The organism is Flexivirga endophytica (assembly GCF_014640635.1).
Classification (GTDB): Bacteria; Actinomycetota; Actinomycetes; order Actinomycetales; family Dermatophilaceae; genus Flexivirga; species Flexivirga endophytica.
Genome location: NZ_BMHI01000007.1, coordinates 82,442 through 95,463, shown reverse-complemented (window position 1 = coordinate 95,463; position 13,022 = coordinate 82,442). Strand labels below are relative to the sequence as shown.

Sequence of the window (13,022 nt, the reverse complement as noted above, 5' to 3'; positions counted from 1 at the left end):
GTGACCAACGAATCCGAGGTATATCGAAAGGGTGCGACCACCTTGCGCGGCCGCCACGTCCCTGCCACGACCACGGACCAGCGACTGCTCGACCAGTCGCAGGACACCGACTGGCTGCACACCGACCCGTGGCGTGTCATGCGCATCCAGGCCGAGTTCGTCGAGGGCTTCGGCACGCTCGCCGAGATCGGCCCCGCGGTCAGCGTCTTCGGGTCGGCCCGGATCAAACCGGACAGTGACTACTACGCCAAGGGCGTCGAGCTGGGCCGGTTGCTGGCCGACGCCGGCTACGCCGTGATCACCGGTGGCGGACCTGGTGCGATGGAGGCGGCCAACAAGGGCGCCTTCGAAGCCGGCGGCACGAGCGTCGGCCTGGGCATCGAGCTGCCCTTCGAGTCCGGCCTCAACCCGTATGTCGACCTCGGCGTCAACTTCCGCTATTTCTTCGCGCGCAAGACGATGTTCGTGAAATACGCGCAGGGGTATGTCGTGCTGCCCGGCGGTTTCGGGACCCTCGATGAGCTCTTCGAGGCGGTCACCCTGGCGCAGACCCAGAAGGTCACCAGCTTCCCGATCGTGTTGCTGGGCAAGGGTTTCTGGACACCGATGATCAACTTCATCCGCGACACCCTGTATGCCGAGGGGATGGTCGGCGAGAAGGACATCCACCGGTTGCAGATCGTGGACGACCCCGCCGAGGCCGTGCGGATCATCACCTCCGACGGCGAGAACCTCGGCGCGACCAGACCTGAGTGACGACCGGCCCCGAGGCCGGAACCTGTCCCGAAGTGCCGACGGTCGGTCTGTCGGGACGGGTGTGGGCGGTATCGGTGTCCCGAAGTGCCGACGGTCGGTCTGTCGGGACGGGTGTGGGCGGTATCGGTGTCCCGAAGTGCCGACGGTCGGTCTGTCGGGACGGTGTCCGGTGCGACAGTTAGTCTGAGGGCGTGATCGTCTTCCTCATCGCGCTGCTGGTCGTGGTCATCGGCCTCGTCGTCTTCGCGATCCTCGGACACTTCGGGACCCACCTGGAGGACCCGACGGGGACCTCTCCCTTCGAGTCGCTTCCGCGTGGAGTGGTCACCGTCGAGGACATCGAGCAGGTGCGCTTCGACCAGACGCTGCGCGGTTACCGGATGGGTCAGGTCGACGAGGTGCTCGACCGGTTGTGCGCCGAGCTGGCGGCTCGCGACGACGAGATCGCGATGCTGCGCGCTGACGGCACCCGCCCCGTGCGCGACTGAGCGCGCGGTGTCCGACGTAGTGCTCGTGCAGGAATCTTCGGCCTCCGTTGCCCGGCTCTGGCAGGTGGCGACCGACTGGCCCGGTCACAGCCGGTTCTTCCCGCTGACGACCGTGCGCGTCGACGCCGGCAGCCCCGGTGTCGACCTGCGGCTACACGCAACGACACGCATCGGGCCGCTGCGACTGCATGACCCGATGGTCGTCACCCGGTGGTCGCCGCCGGGGGAGCGGGGCAGTTGCGAACTGCGCAAGACCGGTCGCATCCTGGGCGGGCGGACGTTGCTCGAGGTCGAACCGGTCGGCGCCGGCTCGCGGCTGCGCTGGACGACGGACGTGGGACCCGCGCCGCACTGGTTGCGCCGTCTGGCCGTCCCGGTGGCGAAGGTGAGCGCCATACCGCTGTATCGGCATGTGGTGCGTGCGATCGCACGGGAGGCCGAACATGACTGAACGTCCCTCGCTGGTGGTCGGTCCGGACGGTATGGCGCGCTGCGCGTGGGCCGACGGCAGTGACGACTACCGCGCCTACCACGACGCCGAGTGGGGCGTCGCCGTCCGCGGTGAGCGCGCGCTCTACGAACGCATCACGCTCGAGGCGTTCCAGTCCGGCTTGGCGTGGATCACCATCCTGCGCAAGCGCCCGGCGTTCCGGTCCGCGTTCGCCGACTTCGACGCGGAGGTCGTGGCGGCATACGGGCCGGCTGACGTGGAGCGGTTGATGCAGGACGCCGCGATCGTCCGCAACCGGCGCAAGATCGACGCTGCGATCACCAACGCGCAAGCGGTGCTTCGGTTGCGCGAGGCCGGCGGCCTCGACGAACTCGTGTGGTCGCATGTGCCGGCGACCCACCAGCAGCCGGCGAGCTTCGCCGAGATCCCGGCGCAGACGCCCGAATCCATAGCATTGGCAAAGGCTTTGAAGAAGGCCGGCTTCGCGCACGTCGGTCCGACCACGATGTATGCCGCGATGCAGGCGTGCGGCCTGGTCGACGATCACGTCGCCGGTTGCTTCCGGGGGGCCCGATGACGAGCACCACCACCAAGGCCGCCGAGCGGTCGCAGAAGCTGCGCAGTCTCACGGCGCCGACCCGACTGCAGATATGGCGCGCACGCGGCCTCGACCTCGTGCAACGCCGGCTGCTGATGTGCTCGATCGTCGCCTTCCTGGTGTTCCGCGTCTTCTCCGCGATCGTGATGCAACTCGTTGCCGGACAACAGGATCCGAGCTTCATCTTCTTCTCCAACGGTCATCAGGACTACTGGCAGATGACCCACGTGTGGGACGGCCGCTGGTATCAGACCATCGTCGAGCAGGGCTATCCCGCGCAGCTGCCCGAGGACGGTGGGGTCGTCCAGCAGAACCCGTGGGCGTTCTACCCGATGTATCCCGCGATGGTGTGGGTGCTGATGCACCTGACCGGCGGATCGTTCGCGGTGGTCGGCTCGCTGCTTTCAGTGGTACTCGGCGCGGTGGCGGTCGGTCTGATGGCCGTACTCGTGCGCGACAAGGTCGGCCCGGTCGTCGCCTTCTGCGTCGTGTGCGTCTTTGCCGCGTCGCCGCCGTCACCGGTGTTGCAGATGACCTACACCGAGTCACTCGCCCTGGTGCTGCTGATCGGTGCTCTGCTCGCGCTCCAGCGCCAACAGTGGTGGCTGGCGAGTGCCGCCGCGCTCGCTACCGGGTTGGCGCGCCCGGTCGCAGTACCGCTCGGAGTCGTCGCACTGGTCGCCGTCTGGATGCGCTGGCGCGAACGCGAGGAGCGCCCGGTCACCCGCCCCGAATGGCTCGCAATGGGCTCCACACTGGTCGCCTGCGGCGTCGCGGGCGGGCTGTGGCCGGCGATCGCCGCGCTGCGAACGGGCGTGCCCTCGGCATACACCGACACGATGGCCTCCTGGCGCACCGGCAACACGATCGTCTACTTCCAGCCCTGGGCCGCCAACTTCGACGAGCTGATGGGCAACGGCGTGCTGGCCGCGCTGGTGCTCACGGTGCTGATCGTCGGCTTCGTGGTGATCACCGTCGGGCCGTGGGCCGATGCGATGGGTGCAGTGATGCGCACCTGGCTGCTCGCCTACGGCTTCTACCTGCTCGCTGTGTTGGATGCGTGGACCAGCACCTACCGCTACCTGCTCTTCATGTTCCCGATCCTGATCGTGTTCGTCGGGGCGGGCTGGAAGGACCACGCGAAGCGGCTGCTCGTCGGGTGGCGGACCGTCATCTGGGTCGGCCTCGGTCTCGGCTGGCAGGTCTGGTGGTGCTGGACGCTGCTGGTGCTGCGACACGTCAGCGGCGACCCCATCTGACCGACGCCCCAACACCCCCTTGCGCCGAGAGGCTCACCTGAACGCCGAGAGGCTCAGTAAAACCGGGAAAGCGACCGATTTACTGAGCCTCTCGACTATTTAGTGAGCCACTCGGCGGAGGTGGTGTCTGCCTACTGCTGCGGGCCGTTCTGCTCCGGACCCGGCTGACCGGGTGGCGGTGGCTGCGGCGCGGCCTGGGGCTGGTGGCCGGGCAACTGCACTCCCTGCGGCGGGTAACCCGGCGGCGGGCCGGAGAGCTGTTGGTGCTCGCTCGAGCCGGGAATCTGCGGCTGGGCCTGCGTGGCCCGCACGTCGGGCGCCGGCTCCGCGTCGTCTTCCGGCTCGGACGTCGTTGCCGGCGCGGAGGGTCGGTTGGCGCGGCTGGTCCGCGGTGCCCGAACGTCATCCATGTCCGTGGTCGTGCGTGCGACCGCCTCTGCGTCGGCGACCGCCTGCGCGACCACCGGGTCGCGCTCCAGCTTGAACCAGTCGGCGACGTCCTCGTCCTCGACCGGGGCACGCTCCTCGGGGGCGGGAGCTTCGTAGCGGAAGGTGCCGTCGTCGCCCTGTGCGCCGAAAGACTTGGCGAAGCCCTGCAACGCCGACCCGAAGTCGCTGGGCACGACCCAGACCTTGCTCGCCTCGCCCTTGGCCATCTCCGGCAGCATCCGCAGGTATTCGTAGGCCAGCAGCTCCGGCGTCGGGTTGCTGGACTTGATCGCGTTGAAGGTCTTCTCGATCGCCTTGGCCTCACCCTGCGCGTGCAAGTACTTGGCGGCGCGCTCACCCTCGGCGCGCAGCACCTGCGACTTGCGCTCACCCTCCGCGGAGAGGATCGACGCCTGCTTGGCACCCTCGGCTGCCAGAATCTGGCTCTGCTTGTCACCTTCGGCCGACTTGATCGCCGCCTCCCGGTGGCCCTCGGCCGCCAGGATGGTCGCGCGCTTCTCGCGGTCGGCCTTCATCTGCTTCTCCATCGACTCCTGGATCGACGGCGGCGGGAAGATCGACTTCAGCTCGACCCGGGCGACGCGCAGTCCCCAGCGGCCGGTCGCCTCGTCCAGCACCCCGCGCAGCTGCGCGTTGATGGTCTCGCGGGAGGTCAGGGTCTCCTCCAGTGTCATACCACCGACGACGTTGCGCAGGGTCGTGGTGGTCAGCTGCTCGACACCGACGATGTAGTCGTTGATCTCGTAGACCGCGGCGCGCGGCTCGGTCACCTGGAAGTAGACGACGGTGTCGATGTTGACCGTCAGGTTGTCCTCGGTGATCACCGGCTGCGGCGGGAACGAGACGACCCGCTCACGCAGGTCGACCCGGGCGCGCACTCGGTCGATGAACGGCACCAGCAGCGCCAACTGCCCGGACACCGTCTTGGTGTATCGACCGAGTCGCTCGATGACCGCGGCCTCCGCCTGCGGTATCAGCGCCACCGACTTCGCGACTACAGCGATCACCAGGATCACTATCACTGCGACAACTATCAGGACTGCCATGAGTCATCTCCCCGTTTCACGACGGCTGTGGCGCCGTCGATGTCTTGGACGATCACGCTCTCGCCACTGCGGAACGTGTCGTTCTCGTCGGCCGGCCGCGCCGTCCAGACGTCGCCGCCGATGCGCACCCGGCCGCCGTCGTTGCCGAACGCGGCCAGCACCGTCGCTTCCTGTCCTCGCAGCGCCTCGATGCCGGTCGGGACCGTCGGCGAACTCAGCAGGTGGCGCTTTATCACCGGTCGTATGCCGAACACCAGGCCGACCGACACCACCGCGAAGACGATGGTCGCCAGCCACAACGGCGCGCCAAGGAAGGAAGCCAGCGCGGCGGCAAGAGCGCCGCCGCCCAGCATCAGCAGGACGAAGTCACCGCTGAGCGCTTCCGCGGCCGCCAGCAACACGCCTCCCGCGAACCAGATCAGCGCTGCCATGACGCAAGTCTTTCACGTATGCCGGGAGCGCGAGTGACCGCCGTCACAAGGTTGCCGGTTCGTAACGGCAGCACTTGGCCCGCGGGCGAGGAAGTGGCGACAGTAGCGAGTGGTTCGCCGGAGGGCCGGCGCTCGGAATGGCTGTCAGCGACCCTCGAAGGTGGGCTTCTCCTTCGCGAGGAACGCGTCGACCGCGGCGCGGTGGTCCTCCGTGCGGCCGGTGGTCGTCATCAACTCCGCCTCGTGGGCCAGTGACTCGGCCAGCGTGTGCGTCGCGGAGAACTCCACCGCGCGCCGGATGGCGCCGTACGCCTTGGTGGGGCCGGCCGCCAGGCGGATGGCGAGTTCGTCGACCGCGCCGGCGAACTCGTCCGCGGGAACCACCTGGGTTGCGAGTCCGAGTTCCAATGCCTCGTCCGCCGGCACCGTCCGCGGCATCAGCAGGAGTTCTTTCGCCTTGGCGACACCGACCAGCCGCGGCAACCAGAAGGACGATCCCGAGTCACTCGACAGCGCGATGCCGGTGAAGGCCAGGTTGAAGCCGGCCGAGTCGGCCAGGATCCGCACGTCCGCGGCGAAGGCGAACGCCGCGCCCGCACCTGCCGCCACACCGTTGACCGCCGCGACGACCGGCTTGTCCATCGTCGAGAGCAGCGTGACGATCGGGTTGTAGTGCTCGGGCACCGTGGTGAAGAGCGCGTCGGAGCCCTCCGCCAGGAGGCCGACGTGCTCCTTCAAGTCCTGTCCGACGCAGAACGCCCGGCCGGTCCCGGTGAGCACCACGCAGCGCACCGACTCATCGGTTGCCACGTCCTGCAACGTCGCGAGCAGCGCCTCCTTGGTGGCGATGTCGAGTGAGTTCATCGCGTCCGGCCGGTTCAGCCGGACGGTGGTGACACCGCCGGAACGCTCGGTGACGACGGGTGCGGACGCAGTGGAATCGGTCATGCGCAGGATGCTCCTTGACGGTGGTCGGGGGACTGGCGGCAGCCGCTGGGCGACGTGCCGGCGGGCAGGCCTGCAGCGTATCCGGGCACGAGGATTTCCCTCCGCGGCGCGGAAACTGAAATAATGCGCAGGACTGTTGGTCGCACCCGCCGGATCCCCGGCGCCGAAACCACCGCGTGGCATTGGTGCGCCCGAGGATTTGAGCCACGCGGACGGAAGGGGAAGCCGATGGCGGCAATGAAGCCGAGGACCGGAGACGGGCCTCTCGAGGTGACCAAGGAAGGCCGCAGCATTCTCCTGCGCATGCCGCTCGAGGGCGGTGGCCGCTTGGTTGTCGAGATGAACGCCGAGGAGGCAGAAGCACTCGGTGACGCCATCAAGGGCTGCATCGGCTGATCAGGATCAGCGCAATGAAGACGGTCGCTCACCACAACAGTGGTGAGCGACCGTCTTTGTGTATCGGTTACGAAGCCGAGTTCGACCCGTTGCTTCCCGGAGCGGGCGGAGCCGCCACCCCGGACATTACGCCTTGACGGCGGCGAACAGGCCGTCGCCGACGGGCAACAGCGTGGTCGTCCAGTCGGGGTCGTCGCGCAGCTGCTTCCCGAGGTTGCGCAGCCCGACCGTGGTCTCGTCGCGCACCGCCGGATCGGCGACCCGGTCGTGCCACAGCATGTTGTCGATCAACAGCAGCCCGCCGGCGCGCAGCAGGCGCCCGGCCGCCTCGACGTAAGCGGGATAGTCCGGCTTGTGCGCGTCGACGAAGACCAGGTCGTAGCTGCCGTCGGCCAGTCGCTGGGTCACCTGCAGTGCGTCTCCGGTGATGATCCGGGTGCGGGCCGGCGGGATGCCGGCGTCGGCATACGCACGTCGCGCGGCGCTCTGGTGCTCGGCCTTGATGTCGATCGTGGTCAGCACGCCGTCCGCGGGCATGCCGGCGAGCAGCCACAGCCCTGACGAGCCGGCGCCGGTGCCTATCTCGACGACCGCCTTGGCGCGGGTCGCCGCGGTCAGCAGCCGCAGCGCGGGACCGGTGCCCGCGCCGATCGGCGTACATCCGAGTTGTTCCCCACGCACCCGGGCTCGCTCGACGACTTCGGGCTCGGGCACGAACTCCTCGGCATACCCCCAGCTGGCCGCACGCTGTGATGACATGCCCACGAACCTAGTGCGTATGGCGCCCTGTCGCCGAACCGGGAGCGACGATCTGACGCGCGTCGGTAACGAAACCGCGCCGGCGTTCGTTGAGCGATGTAGGGACCTAGTCGGCTGTCCTGCCTGACAGAGATGCCACAGCAGAGCCACAGGTTGATGCGGAAGAATCTTCCGTGAGAAGTAGGAAGTCAGTAAGCCTCAGGGTCGACGACAGATGAGATGGAACGCGAAGCGATGACCGATCAACTGCTGCGGGGTGCAGTGAAGACCGAGGTGCCCGATGTGGCGCCGCCCGGGTGGGAGCCGCCGACCTGGGAGGAGATCGTCACCGAACACTCGGCGCGCGTCTACCGCCTGGCCTATCGACTCACCGGCAACGTGCACGATGCGGAGGACCTGACGCACGACGTGTTCGTGCGCGTCTTCCGTTCTTTGCACTCCTACCGGCCGGGCACGTTCGAGGGCTGGTTGCACCGCATCACCACCAATGTCTTCCTCGACAAGATGCGTCGTAAGCAGCGCATCCGGTTCGATGCCCTCGCCGATGATGCCGCGGCCAGGCTGCCGAGCCGGGAAGGCAGCCCGGAGCAGGTCTACGCCGACGCGCACTTCGACGACGACGTACAACGCGCGCTCGACGCGCTGGCACCGGACTTCCGGGCGGCCGTCGTGCTGTGCGACATCGAGGGTCTGTCCTACGAGGAGATCGCCGCCACGCTCGGCATCAAGCTGGGCACCGTGCGGTCCCGGATCCACCGTGGTCGCGCCCAGTTGCGTGAGGCGCTGGCGCACCGCGCACCGGAGAACCGTCCCGCGGCTCGTCGCCGCATCGGCGTGCCGACGTTGTCGACCGCGGGAGCCACGCAGTGATGCTCTTCGCGCGCGACCAGTTCGCTCGCGCACAGCACGAGCACCTCGGTGACCGGATCGCCGACTATGTCGACGGGCTGCTTCCGGCGGAGGAGGAATACCGTGCCGACGTGCACCTGACGGTGTGCGAGCACTGCCGCTATGCCGTGCAGCAGGAGCGCGCGATCCTTGCCCAGCTGCGTTCGGTCAGCTTCGACTCCGGCGGACATCAGCAGTTGATGGCCGGGCTCTTGTCGCTGGCGTCGACCGAACCCGCACGCCCGCTCGGTGCGGCAGCCATGACACCCCAGCGGCCCGCCGCCGCACCACGCCCGGCGCCCGCCGTCGTCACGTGTAGCGCACCGCCGCAATACCAGTCGGCCCGCAAGTCGATGGCGTTCGCCCTCGTCGCCGTGGCCGGCTGTGTCGGCGTCGCACTGGTCGCATCGACCGCCACCGGCGTCGCTCGTGGTCCCGAGAACCCGCACCAGGAATCGCCGGACCGGGCTGCGCTGGTCCGCAATCTCCCGGCGCCCCAGACGACCGAAGTCGCCCAACGTCGCGACAAGGTCAGCGGCACGCTGACGCACGACATGCCGATGTTCGCGCTGGTCGCGGCGCAGCAGACTCCCTGAGCACCGGCACCGGCAGCATCGATCTGCCGGTCGCCACTACCCGGCCACCCGGCGGGTGCGACAATCAGGCGGTCGTGGCTTCAGCGACGCTCGATCGGCATCGGTGTGCGAGTCGCGGACTCCTCGACGCCGCCGGTGCAACTCGAGCTTCGCGTGCCCGTTGGGATTAAACTTCGATGTGAAAGGGACCGACGCGACATGTTTGGCATCAGCGGGTGGGAGTTCTTGATCCTCATCGCGCTCGCCGCTGCCCTGATCGGTCCCGACCGGCTGCCGGAGTATGTCGGCAAGCTGCGTGGCTACATCCGGCAGGCGCGCGACATGGCCGAGGGTGCGAAGTCGCAGTTGAAGGACCAGATGGGCCCGGAGTTCGAGGACATCAACTGGCGGGCCTACGACCCGCGGCAGTACGACCCCCGCAAGATCGTGCGCGACGCGCTGCTGGACCCCGACCCAGAAGACGAGGACGAGTTCGACGCGGGTGATGACACCCCGCAGTTCGCGGCCGGACCGTCATACGACCCGCACAAGTTCGACCCCGACCGCGCGACCCCCTTCGACGTCGACGCGACCTGACTCCTTCCTCCTCCGACTCCTCCCGACGAAATGCTGTTGGGCCTGGGCGAACAAGTTCGCTCAGGCCCAACAGCATTTCGTCGATCGTCGTCTCCGCGGCCGTCGGCCTGTCGGTGCCGCTCCTGAACAGGGCCGCCGCGTGCCTAACCGGCGACGGTTGCTACTTGTGAATGGGGATTGGCCGCGGGGGGCGTTCATAACCGGCGACGGTTGCCGGTTCTGGACCCTTGGCACGTGCGGCCTCAGCGGCCGGCGGGGGTGAGGCCGAGTGAGCGGCCGGCGAGACCGCGCGAGCGGGTGCCGAGGCCCTTGGCGATGCCACGCAGGGCGACCGCGGCCGGGGAGTCCGGGTGCTCGAGCACGACCGGGGTGCCGTTGTCGGAGCCCTCGCGCAGAGTCACGTCGAGCGGGATCTGACCCAGGAGCTCGACCGGTGCGCCGATCGACCGGGTCAGCGACTCGGCAACCTGCTGGCCGCCGCCGCTGCCGAAGATCTCCTGACGGCTGCCGTCAGGCAATTCCATCCAGGACATGTTCTCGATGACGCCGGCAACCCGCTGCTTGGTCTGCAACGCGATCGCCCCGGCCCGCTCGGCAACCTCGGCGGCAGCCTGCTGCGGGGTGGTCACGACCAGGATCTCGGCGTTCGGGATCAGCTGGGCGACCGAGATGGCGATGTCGCCGGTGCCGGGCGGCAGGTCGAGCAGGAGCACGTCCAGGTCGCCCCAGAAGACGTCGGCCAGGAACTGCTGGAGGGCGCGGTGCAGCATCGGGCCGCGCCATACGACGGGCTGGTTGCCGGGCACGAACATGCCGATCGAGATGACCTTCACGCCGTGGCTGTCCGGCGGCAGGATCATGTCGTCGACCTGGGTCGGGCGGTTCTCGACACCCAGCATGCGCGGCACCGAGAAACCGTAGATATCGGCGTCCACGACACCGACGCTCAGACCCGAATCCGCAAGTGCGGCAGCAAGATTGACGGTGACGGACGACTTGCCGACACCACCCTTGCCGGAGGCGACCGCGTAGACGCGGGTCAGCGAGCCGGGCTTGGCGAAGGGGATCTCCTTGTCGGCCTGGCCACCACGCAGGTGGTCCTTCAGCGCGGCACGCTGCTCGTCGGACATGACGCCGAGGCGCACGTCGACGGACGTGACGCCCTCGACCTTGCTGACGGCCGCGGTGGTGTCGGTCTGCAGGCGCGTCTTCATCGGACAGCCGGCGATGGTCAACAGGATGGTGACGGTGACTTTGCCGTCGTCGGCGATGTCGACCGACTCGACCATGTTGAGCTCGGTGATGGGCCGATGGATCTCGGGATCCTGCACATCGGCCAGTGCAGCGCGAATGGCGTCCAGCGAAGGGGTGGGCATGTCTTCCATGGTAGGAGCCGGTCAGCGACACCCACTGGGCAGGTCAGCCGGTGTGACCGGGGCCATAGGGTGCTGTTGCCGTCCCGATGGCCCGACGGTCGTCGGAGCGGAGCGCCGAGCTATGCCCGCGCCGCTTCGTCGCCGTCGTCGTCCGGTTGATCCGGGTGGCGCAGGAAACCGCGTTCTTCCATCTCCTCCAGCAGCGACCGCAGCTCGGAACGGACGAAGTCACGCGTGGCCGTGTCACGAGTGGCCAGTCGCAGCGACGCCACCTCGCGGGTGAGGAACTCGGTGTCGGCCAGATTGCGCTCGTCGCGGGCACGGTCGGACTCGATCGCCACCCGGTCCCGGTCGTCCTGCCGGTTCTGCGCGAGCAGGATCAGCGGCGCGGCATACGACGCCTGCAGGCTGAGGATCAGGGTCAACAGTGTGTAGTTCTGCGCTCGCGGGTCGAACTGCGCGCTCGGCGGCAGGAAGGTGTTCCAAGCCAGCCAGACACCCACGAAGACCGTCATCAGCACGAGGAACTGCGCGGTGCCCATCCACCGCGCGAACGCCTCGCTCAGAACACCGAAGGTCTCCTTGTCGAAGCTGGGCCGTGGCAACCATCGACGTTCCGCCTCACGCGGCTGGTCCAGGCGCGCGGACTCGCGGCGGCGCCGACGACCGCGACGCTCCTCGTCGCGGTCCGCCATCAGACGACCTCCTCGTCGGTCGCCGGAGCGTCGGAGGGCCGCGGATCGTGCCGTGCCTCGCGCCAGTCGTCGGGCAGGATGTGGTCGAGAACGTCGTCAACGGTGACGGCGCCCAGCAATCGCCCGGCCTCGTCCACCACCGGCATGCTCACCAGGTTGTATGTCGCGAGCTGCCGGGTCACCTCACCCAGAGGAGCGTCGACGCCGACCGGCTCGATGGTCTTGTCCACGATCGTGCCGACAGCGGTCTGCGGCGGCTCGCGGAGCAACTTCTGGGTGTGCACCAGCCCGATGAATCTCCCCGTCGGCGTCTCCAGCGGTGGGCGGCTGACGAAGACGGCGGACGCGAGGGCGGGAGCCAGCTCCTCCCGGCGTACGACGGCCAGTGCCTCGGCGATCGTGGCCTCCGGGCCGAGCACGACCGGCTCGGTGGTCATCAGTCCGCCGGCAGTGTTCTCGTCATACGACAGCAACCGGCGCAACGGCGCCGCCTCGTCCGGCTCCATCAACTGCAACAGCTGCTCGGCCTGCTCCGAGGGGAGATCGGACAGCAGGTCCGCTGCGTCGTCGGGCTCCATCGCCTCGAGGACGTCGGCGGCACGCTCGGTGTCGAGGCCGGCGATGATCTCGATCTGGTCGTCCTCGGGCAGTTCCTCGAGGACATCGGCCAGCTTGTGGTCGTCCATCGCGGCGGCGACCTCGGCCCGCCGCTTGGGGTTGAGGTCGTGGATCACCTCGGCGAGGTCGGCGACCCGCAGGTCTTCGTACTCCTCCAGGAGGCGCTCCGCGCTCTGCGCGCTCGCCTGCTGGTGCAGGCCGGTCACGTCGTGCGCGTCGACCAGCATCGTCTTGCCGCTGCGCCGGCGCGTCAGACGTGACATCGCCTTCGACGCGGACGAGACGCCGTCGACGTGCCGGACGAAGACCTTGGCCAGGACCCAGTCGCGGCGCAGGTTCTGCTCGATCGCGATGTCCTCGACCAGGCCGATGAACGTCTCATCGCCGTCGCGAACCTGCACTCTGCGGTCGAAAAGCTCCGCCAACACAAGGGTTTCGCCGGCGCGTTGCTCGAAGCGACGCATGTTGACCAGGCCGGTGGTGATGACCGCTCCGGCGTCGACACTGGTGACGCGGGTCATCGGCACGAAGACGCGACGCTTGCCGGGCACTTCGGTGACCAGGCCGATCGCCCGAGGCTCGGAGCCGCCGAAGGTCATGACGACGTCCCGGACCCTCCCGACACGGTCCCCCAGGGGGTCCAGCACGGTGAGTCCGGCGATCCGGGCCACGAAAACTCGGCTGCTCACCT

The 13,022-nt window shown here is 68.4% G+C and carries 16 protein-coding genes; 9 read left to right on the top strand and 7 right to left on the bottom strand.

Annotated elements, in window-relative coordinates; all coding sequences use genetic code 11:
- The 5 genes from IEX71_RS20215 to IEX71_RS20195 all read left to right on the top strand — a co-directional run bounded on the left by IEX71_RS20215 (nt 1) and on the right by IEX71_RS20195 (nt 3,552).
- Nucleotides 1-756, top strand: a complete 756-nt coding sequence (locus IEX71_RS20215) for an LOG family protein (protein WP_188838889.1) — start codon at nt 1-3, stop codon at nt 754-756.
- A 191-nt stretch (nt 757-947) separates the two neighbouring features.
- The gene (locus tag IEX71_RS20210; RefSeq protein ID WP_188838888.1) at nt 948-1,244 is read left to right on the top strand and encodes a DivIVA domain-containing protein; all 297 of its coding nucleotides are present in this window, start codon (nt 948-950) and stop codon (nt 1,242-1,244) included.
- Nucleotides 1,245-1,251: 7 nt separating this feature from the next.
- Nucleotides 1,252-1,695 carry an SRPBCC family protein gene (locus IEX71_RS20205; protein WP_188838887.1) on the top strand — a complete coding sequence of 148 codons (444 nt, stop codon included), beginning with the start codon at nt 1,252-1,254 and terminating at the stop codon, nt 1,693-1,695.
- Nucleotides 1,688-2,272, top strand: a complete 585-nt coding sequence (locus IEX71_RS20200; protein WP_188838886.1) for a DNA-3-methyladenine glycosylase I — start codon at nt 1,688-1,690, stop codon at nt 2,270-2,272. Before IEX71_RS20205 ends, IEX71_RS20200 begins: the two co-directional genes overlap by 8 nt.
- The gene (locus tag IEX71_RS20195; protein ID WP_229749907.1) at nt 2,269-3,552 is read left to right on the top strand and encodes a hypothetical protein; all 1,284 of its coding nucleotides are present in this window, start codon (nt 2,269-2,271) and stop codon (nt 3,550-3,552) included. The genes IEX71_RS20200 and IEX71_RS20195 overlap by 4 nt, the downstream gene beginning before the upstream one ends.
- A gap of 131 nt (nt 3,553-3,683) precedes the next feature.
- On the opposite strand, the gene IEX71_RS20190 is transcribed toward IEX71_RS20195, so the two are convergent.
- The 3 genes from IEX71_RS20190 to IEX71_RS20180 all read right to left on the bottom strand — a co-directional run bounded on the left by IEX71_RS20190 (nt 3,684) and on the right by IEX71_RS20180 (nt 6,427).
- Complete coding sequence (locus IEX71_RS20190; protein ID WP_188838885.1) at nt 3,684-5,048, bottom strand: SPFH domain-containing protein; 1,365 nt, start codon at nt 5,046-5,048, stop codon at nt 3,684-3,686.
- Nucleotides 5,036-5,479 (bottom strand): NfeD family protein, encoded by a 444-nt coding sequence (locus IEX71_RS20185; RefSeq protein WP_188838884.1) that lies wholly within the window; start codon nt 5,477-5,479, stop codon nt 5,036-5,038. Before IEX71_RS20185 ends, IEX71_RS20190 begins: the two co-directional genes overlap by 13 nt.
- Nucleotides 5,480-5,623: 144 nt before the next feature.
- A complete protein-coding gene (locus IEX71_RS20180; RefSeq protein WP_188838883.1) occupies nt 5,624-6,427 on the bottom strand; it encodes an enoyl-CoA hydratase-related protein in 804 nt (267 codons plus the stop codon).
- Nucleotides 6,428-6,655: 228 nt separating this feature from the next.
- On the opposite strand from IEX71_RS20180, the gene IEX71_RS20175 reads away from it, so the two are divergent.
- A complete protein-coding gene (locus IEX71_RS20175; protein WP_188838882.1) occupies nt 6,656-6,823 on the top strand; it encodes a DUF3117 domain-containing protein in 168 nt (55 codons plus the stop codon).
- Nucleotides 6,824-6,949: 126 nt separating this feature from the next.
- Here IEX71_RS20175 and IEX71_RS20170 read toward each other — a convergent pair whose 3' ends face one another.
- Nucleotides 6,950-7,582, bottom strand: a complete 633-nt coding sequence (locus IEX71_RS20170) for an O-methyltransferase (RefSeq protein ID WP_188838881.1) — start codon at nt 7,580-7,582, stop codon at nt 6,950-6,952.
- Between the two features lie 234 nt (nt 7,583-7,816).
- Here IEX71_RS20170 and sigE point away from each other — a divergent pair, with 234 nt between their 5' ends.
- The 3 genes from sigE to IEX71_RS20155 all read left to right on the top strand — a co-directional run bounded on the left by sigE (nt 7,817) and on the right by IEX71_RS20155 (nt 9,642).
- The gene (gene sigE / locus IEX71_RS20165; RefSeq protein WP_229749906.1) at nt 7,817-8,452 is read left to right on the top strand and encodes an RNA polymerase sigma factor SigE; all 636 of its coding nucleotides are present in this window, start codon (nt 7,817-7,819) and stop codon (nt 8,450-8,452) included.
- A complete protein-coding gene (locus IEX71_RS20160; RefSeq protein ID WP_229749926.1) occupies nt 8,452-9,066 on the top strand; it encodes a zf-HC2 domain-containing protein in 615 nt (204 codons plus the stop codon). The genes sigE and IEX71_RS20160 overlap by 1 nt, the downstream gene beginning before the upstream one ends.
- A gap of 198 nt (nt 9,067-9,264) precedes the next feature.
- Nucleotides 9,265-9,642, top strand: coding sequence for a twin-arginine translocase TatA/TatE family subunit (locus tag IEX71_RS20155; RefSeq protein ID WP_188838879.1), 378 nt, complete (start codon nt 9,265-9,267; stop codon nt 9,640-9,642).
- A 242-nt stretch (nt 9,643-9,884) separates the two neighbouring features.
- Here the strand turns inward: IEX71_RS20155 and IEX71_RS20150 are convergent, their stop codons facing one another.
- The 3 genes from IEX71_RS20150 to IEX71_RS20140 all read right to left on the bottom strand — a co-directional run bounded on the left by IEX71_RS20150 (nt 9,885) and on the right by IEX71_RS20140 (nt 13,020).
- Entirely contained in the window at nt 9,885-11,018 is a 1,134-nt protein-coding gene (locus IEX71_RS20150; protein WP_188838878.1) for an Mrp/NBP35 family ATP-binding protein, read from the bottom strand.
- Between the two features lie 119 nt (nt 11,019-11,137).
- Nucleotides 11,138-11,713, bottom strand: coding sequence for a DUF1003 domain-containing protein (locus IEX71_RS20145; RefSeq protein ID WP_188838877.1), 576 nt, complete (start codon nt 11,711-11,713; stop codon nt 11,138-11,140).
- The gene (locus IEX71_RS20140) at nt 11,713-13,020 is read right to left on the bottom strand and encodes a magnesium transporter MgtE N-terminal domain-containing protein (RefSeq protein WP_229749905.1); all 1,308 of its coding nucleotides are present in this window, start codon (nt 13,018-13,020) and stop codon (nt 11,713-11,715) included. The genes IEX71_RS20145 and IEX71_RS20140 overlap by 1 nt, the downstream gene beginning before the upstream one ends.
- Between the last annotated feature and the right edge of the window lie 2 nt (nt 13,021-13,022).

What these genes read in the sequence shown, in the direction of transcription:
- IEX71_RS20150 (WP_188838878.1), bottom strand. Translation starts at nt 11,018, where the DNA reads ATGCCCACCCCTTCGCTGGACGCCATTCGCGCTGCACTGGCCGATGTG.
- IEX71_RS20160 (WP_229749926.1), top strand. Translation starts at nt 8,452, where the DNA reads ATGCTCTTCGCGCGCGACCAGTTCGCTCGCGCACAGCACGAGCACCTC.
- IEX71_RS20185 (WP_188838884.1), bottom strand. Translation starts at nt 5,479, where the DNA reads ATGGCAGCGCTGATCTGGTTCGCGGGAGGCGTGTTGCTGGCGGCCGCG.
- sigE (WP_229749906.1), top strand. Translation starts at nt 7,817, where the DNA reads ATGACCGATCAACTGCTGCGGGGTGCAGTGAAGACCGAGGTGCCCGAT.
- IEX71_RS20155 (WP_188838879.1), top strand. Translation starts at nt 9,265, where the DNA reads ATGTTTGGCATCAGCGGGTGGGAGTTCTTGATCCTCATCGCGCTCGCC.
- IEX71_RS20145 (WP_188838877.1), bottom strand. Translation starts at nt 11,713, where the DNA reads ATGGCGGACCGCGACGAGGAGCGTCGCGGTCGTCGGCGCCGCCGCGAG.
- IEX71_RS20195 (WP_229749907.1), top strand. Translation starts at nt 2,269, where the DNA reads ATGACGAGCACCACCACCAAGGCCGCCGAGCGGTCGCAGAAGCTGCGC.
- IEX71_RS20170 (WP_188838881.1), bottom strand. Translation starts at nt 7,582, where the DNA reads ATGTCATCACAGCGTGCGGCCAGCTGGGGGTATGCCGAGGAGTTCGTG.
- IEX71_RS20175 (WP_188838882.1), top strand. Translation starts at nt 6,656, where the DNA reads ATGGCGGCAATGAAGCCGAGGACCGGAGACGGGCCTCTCGAGGTGACC.
- IEX71_RS20180 (WP_188838883.1), bottom strand. Translation starts at nt 6,427, where the DNA reads ATGACCGATTCCACTGCGTCCGCACCCGTCGTCACCGAGCGTTCCGGC.
- IEX71_RS20190 (WP_188838885.1), bottom strand. Translation starts at nt 5,048, where the DNA reads ATGGCAGTCCTGATAGTTGTCGCAGTGATAGTGATCCTGGTGATCGCT.
- IEX71_RS20200 (WP_188838886.1), top strand. Translation starts at nt 1,688, where the DNA reads ATGACTGAACGTCCCTCGCTGGTGGTCGGTCCGGACGGTATGGCGCGC.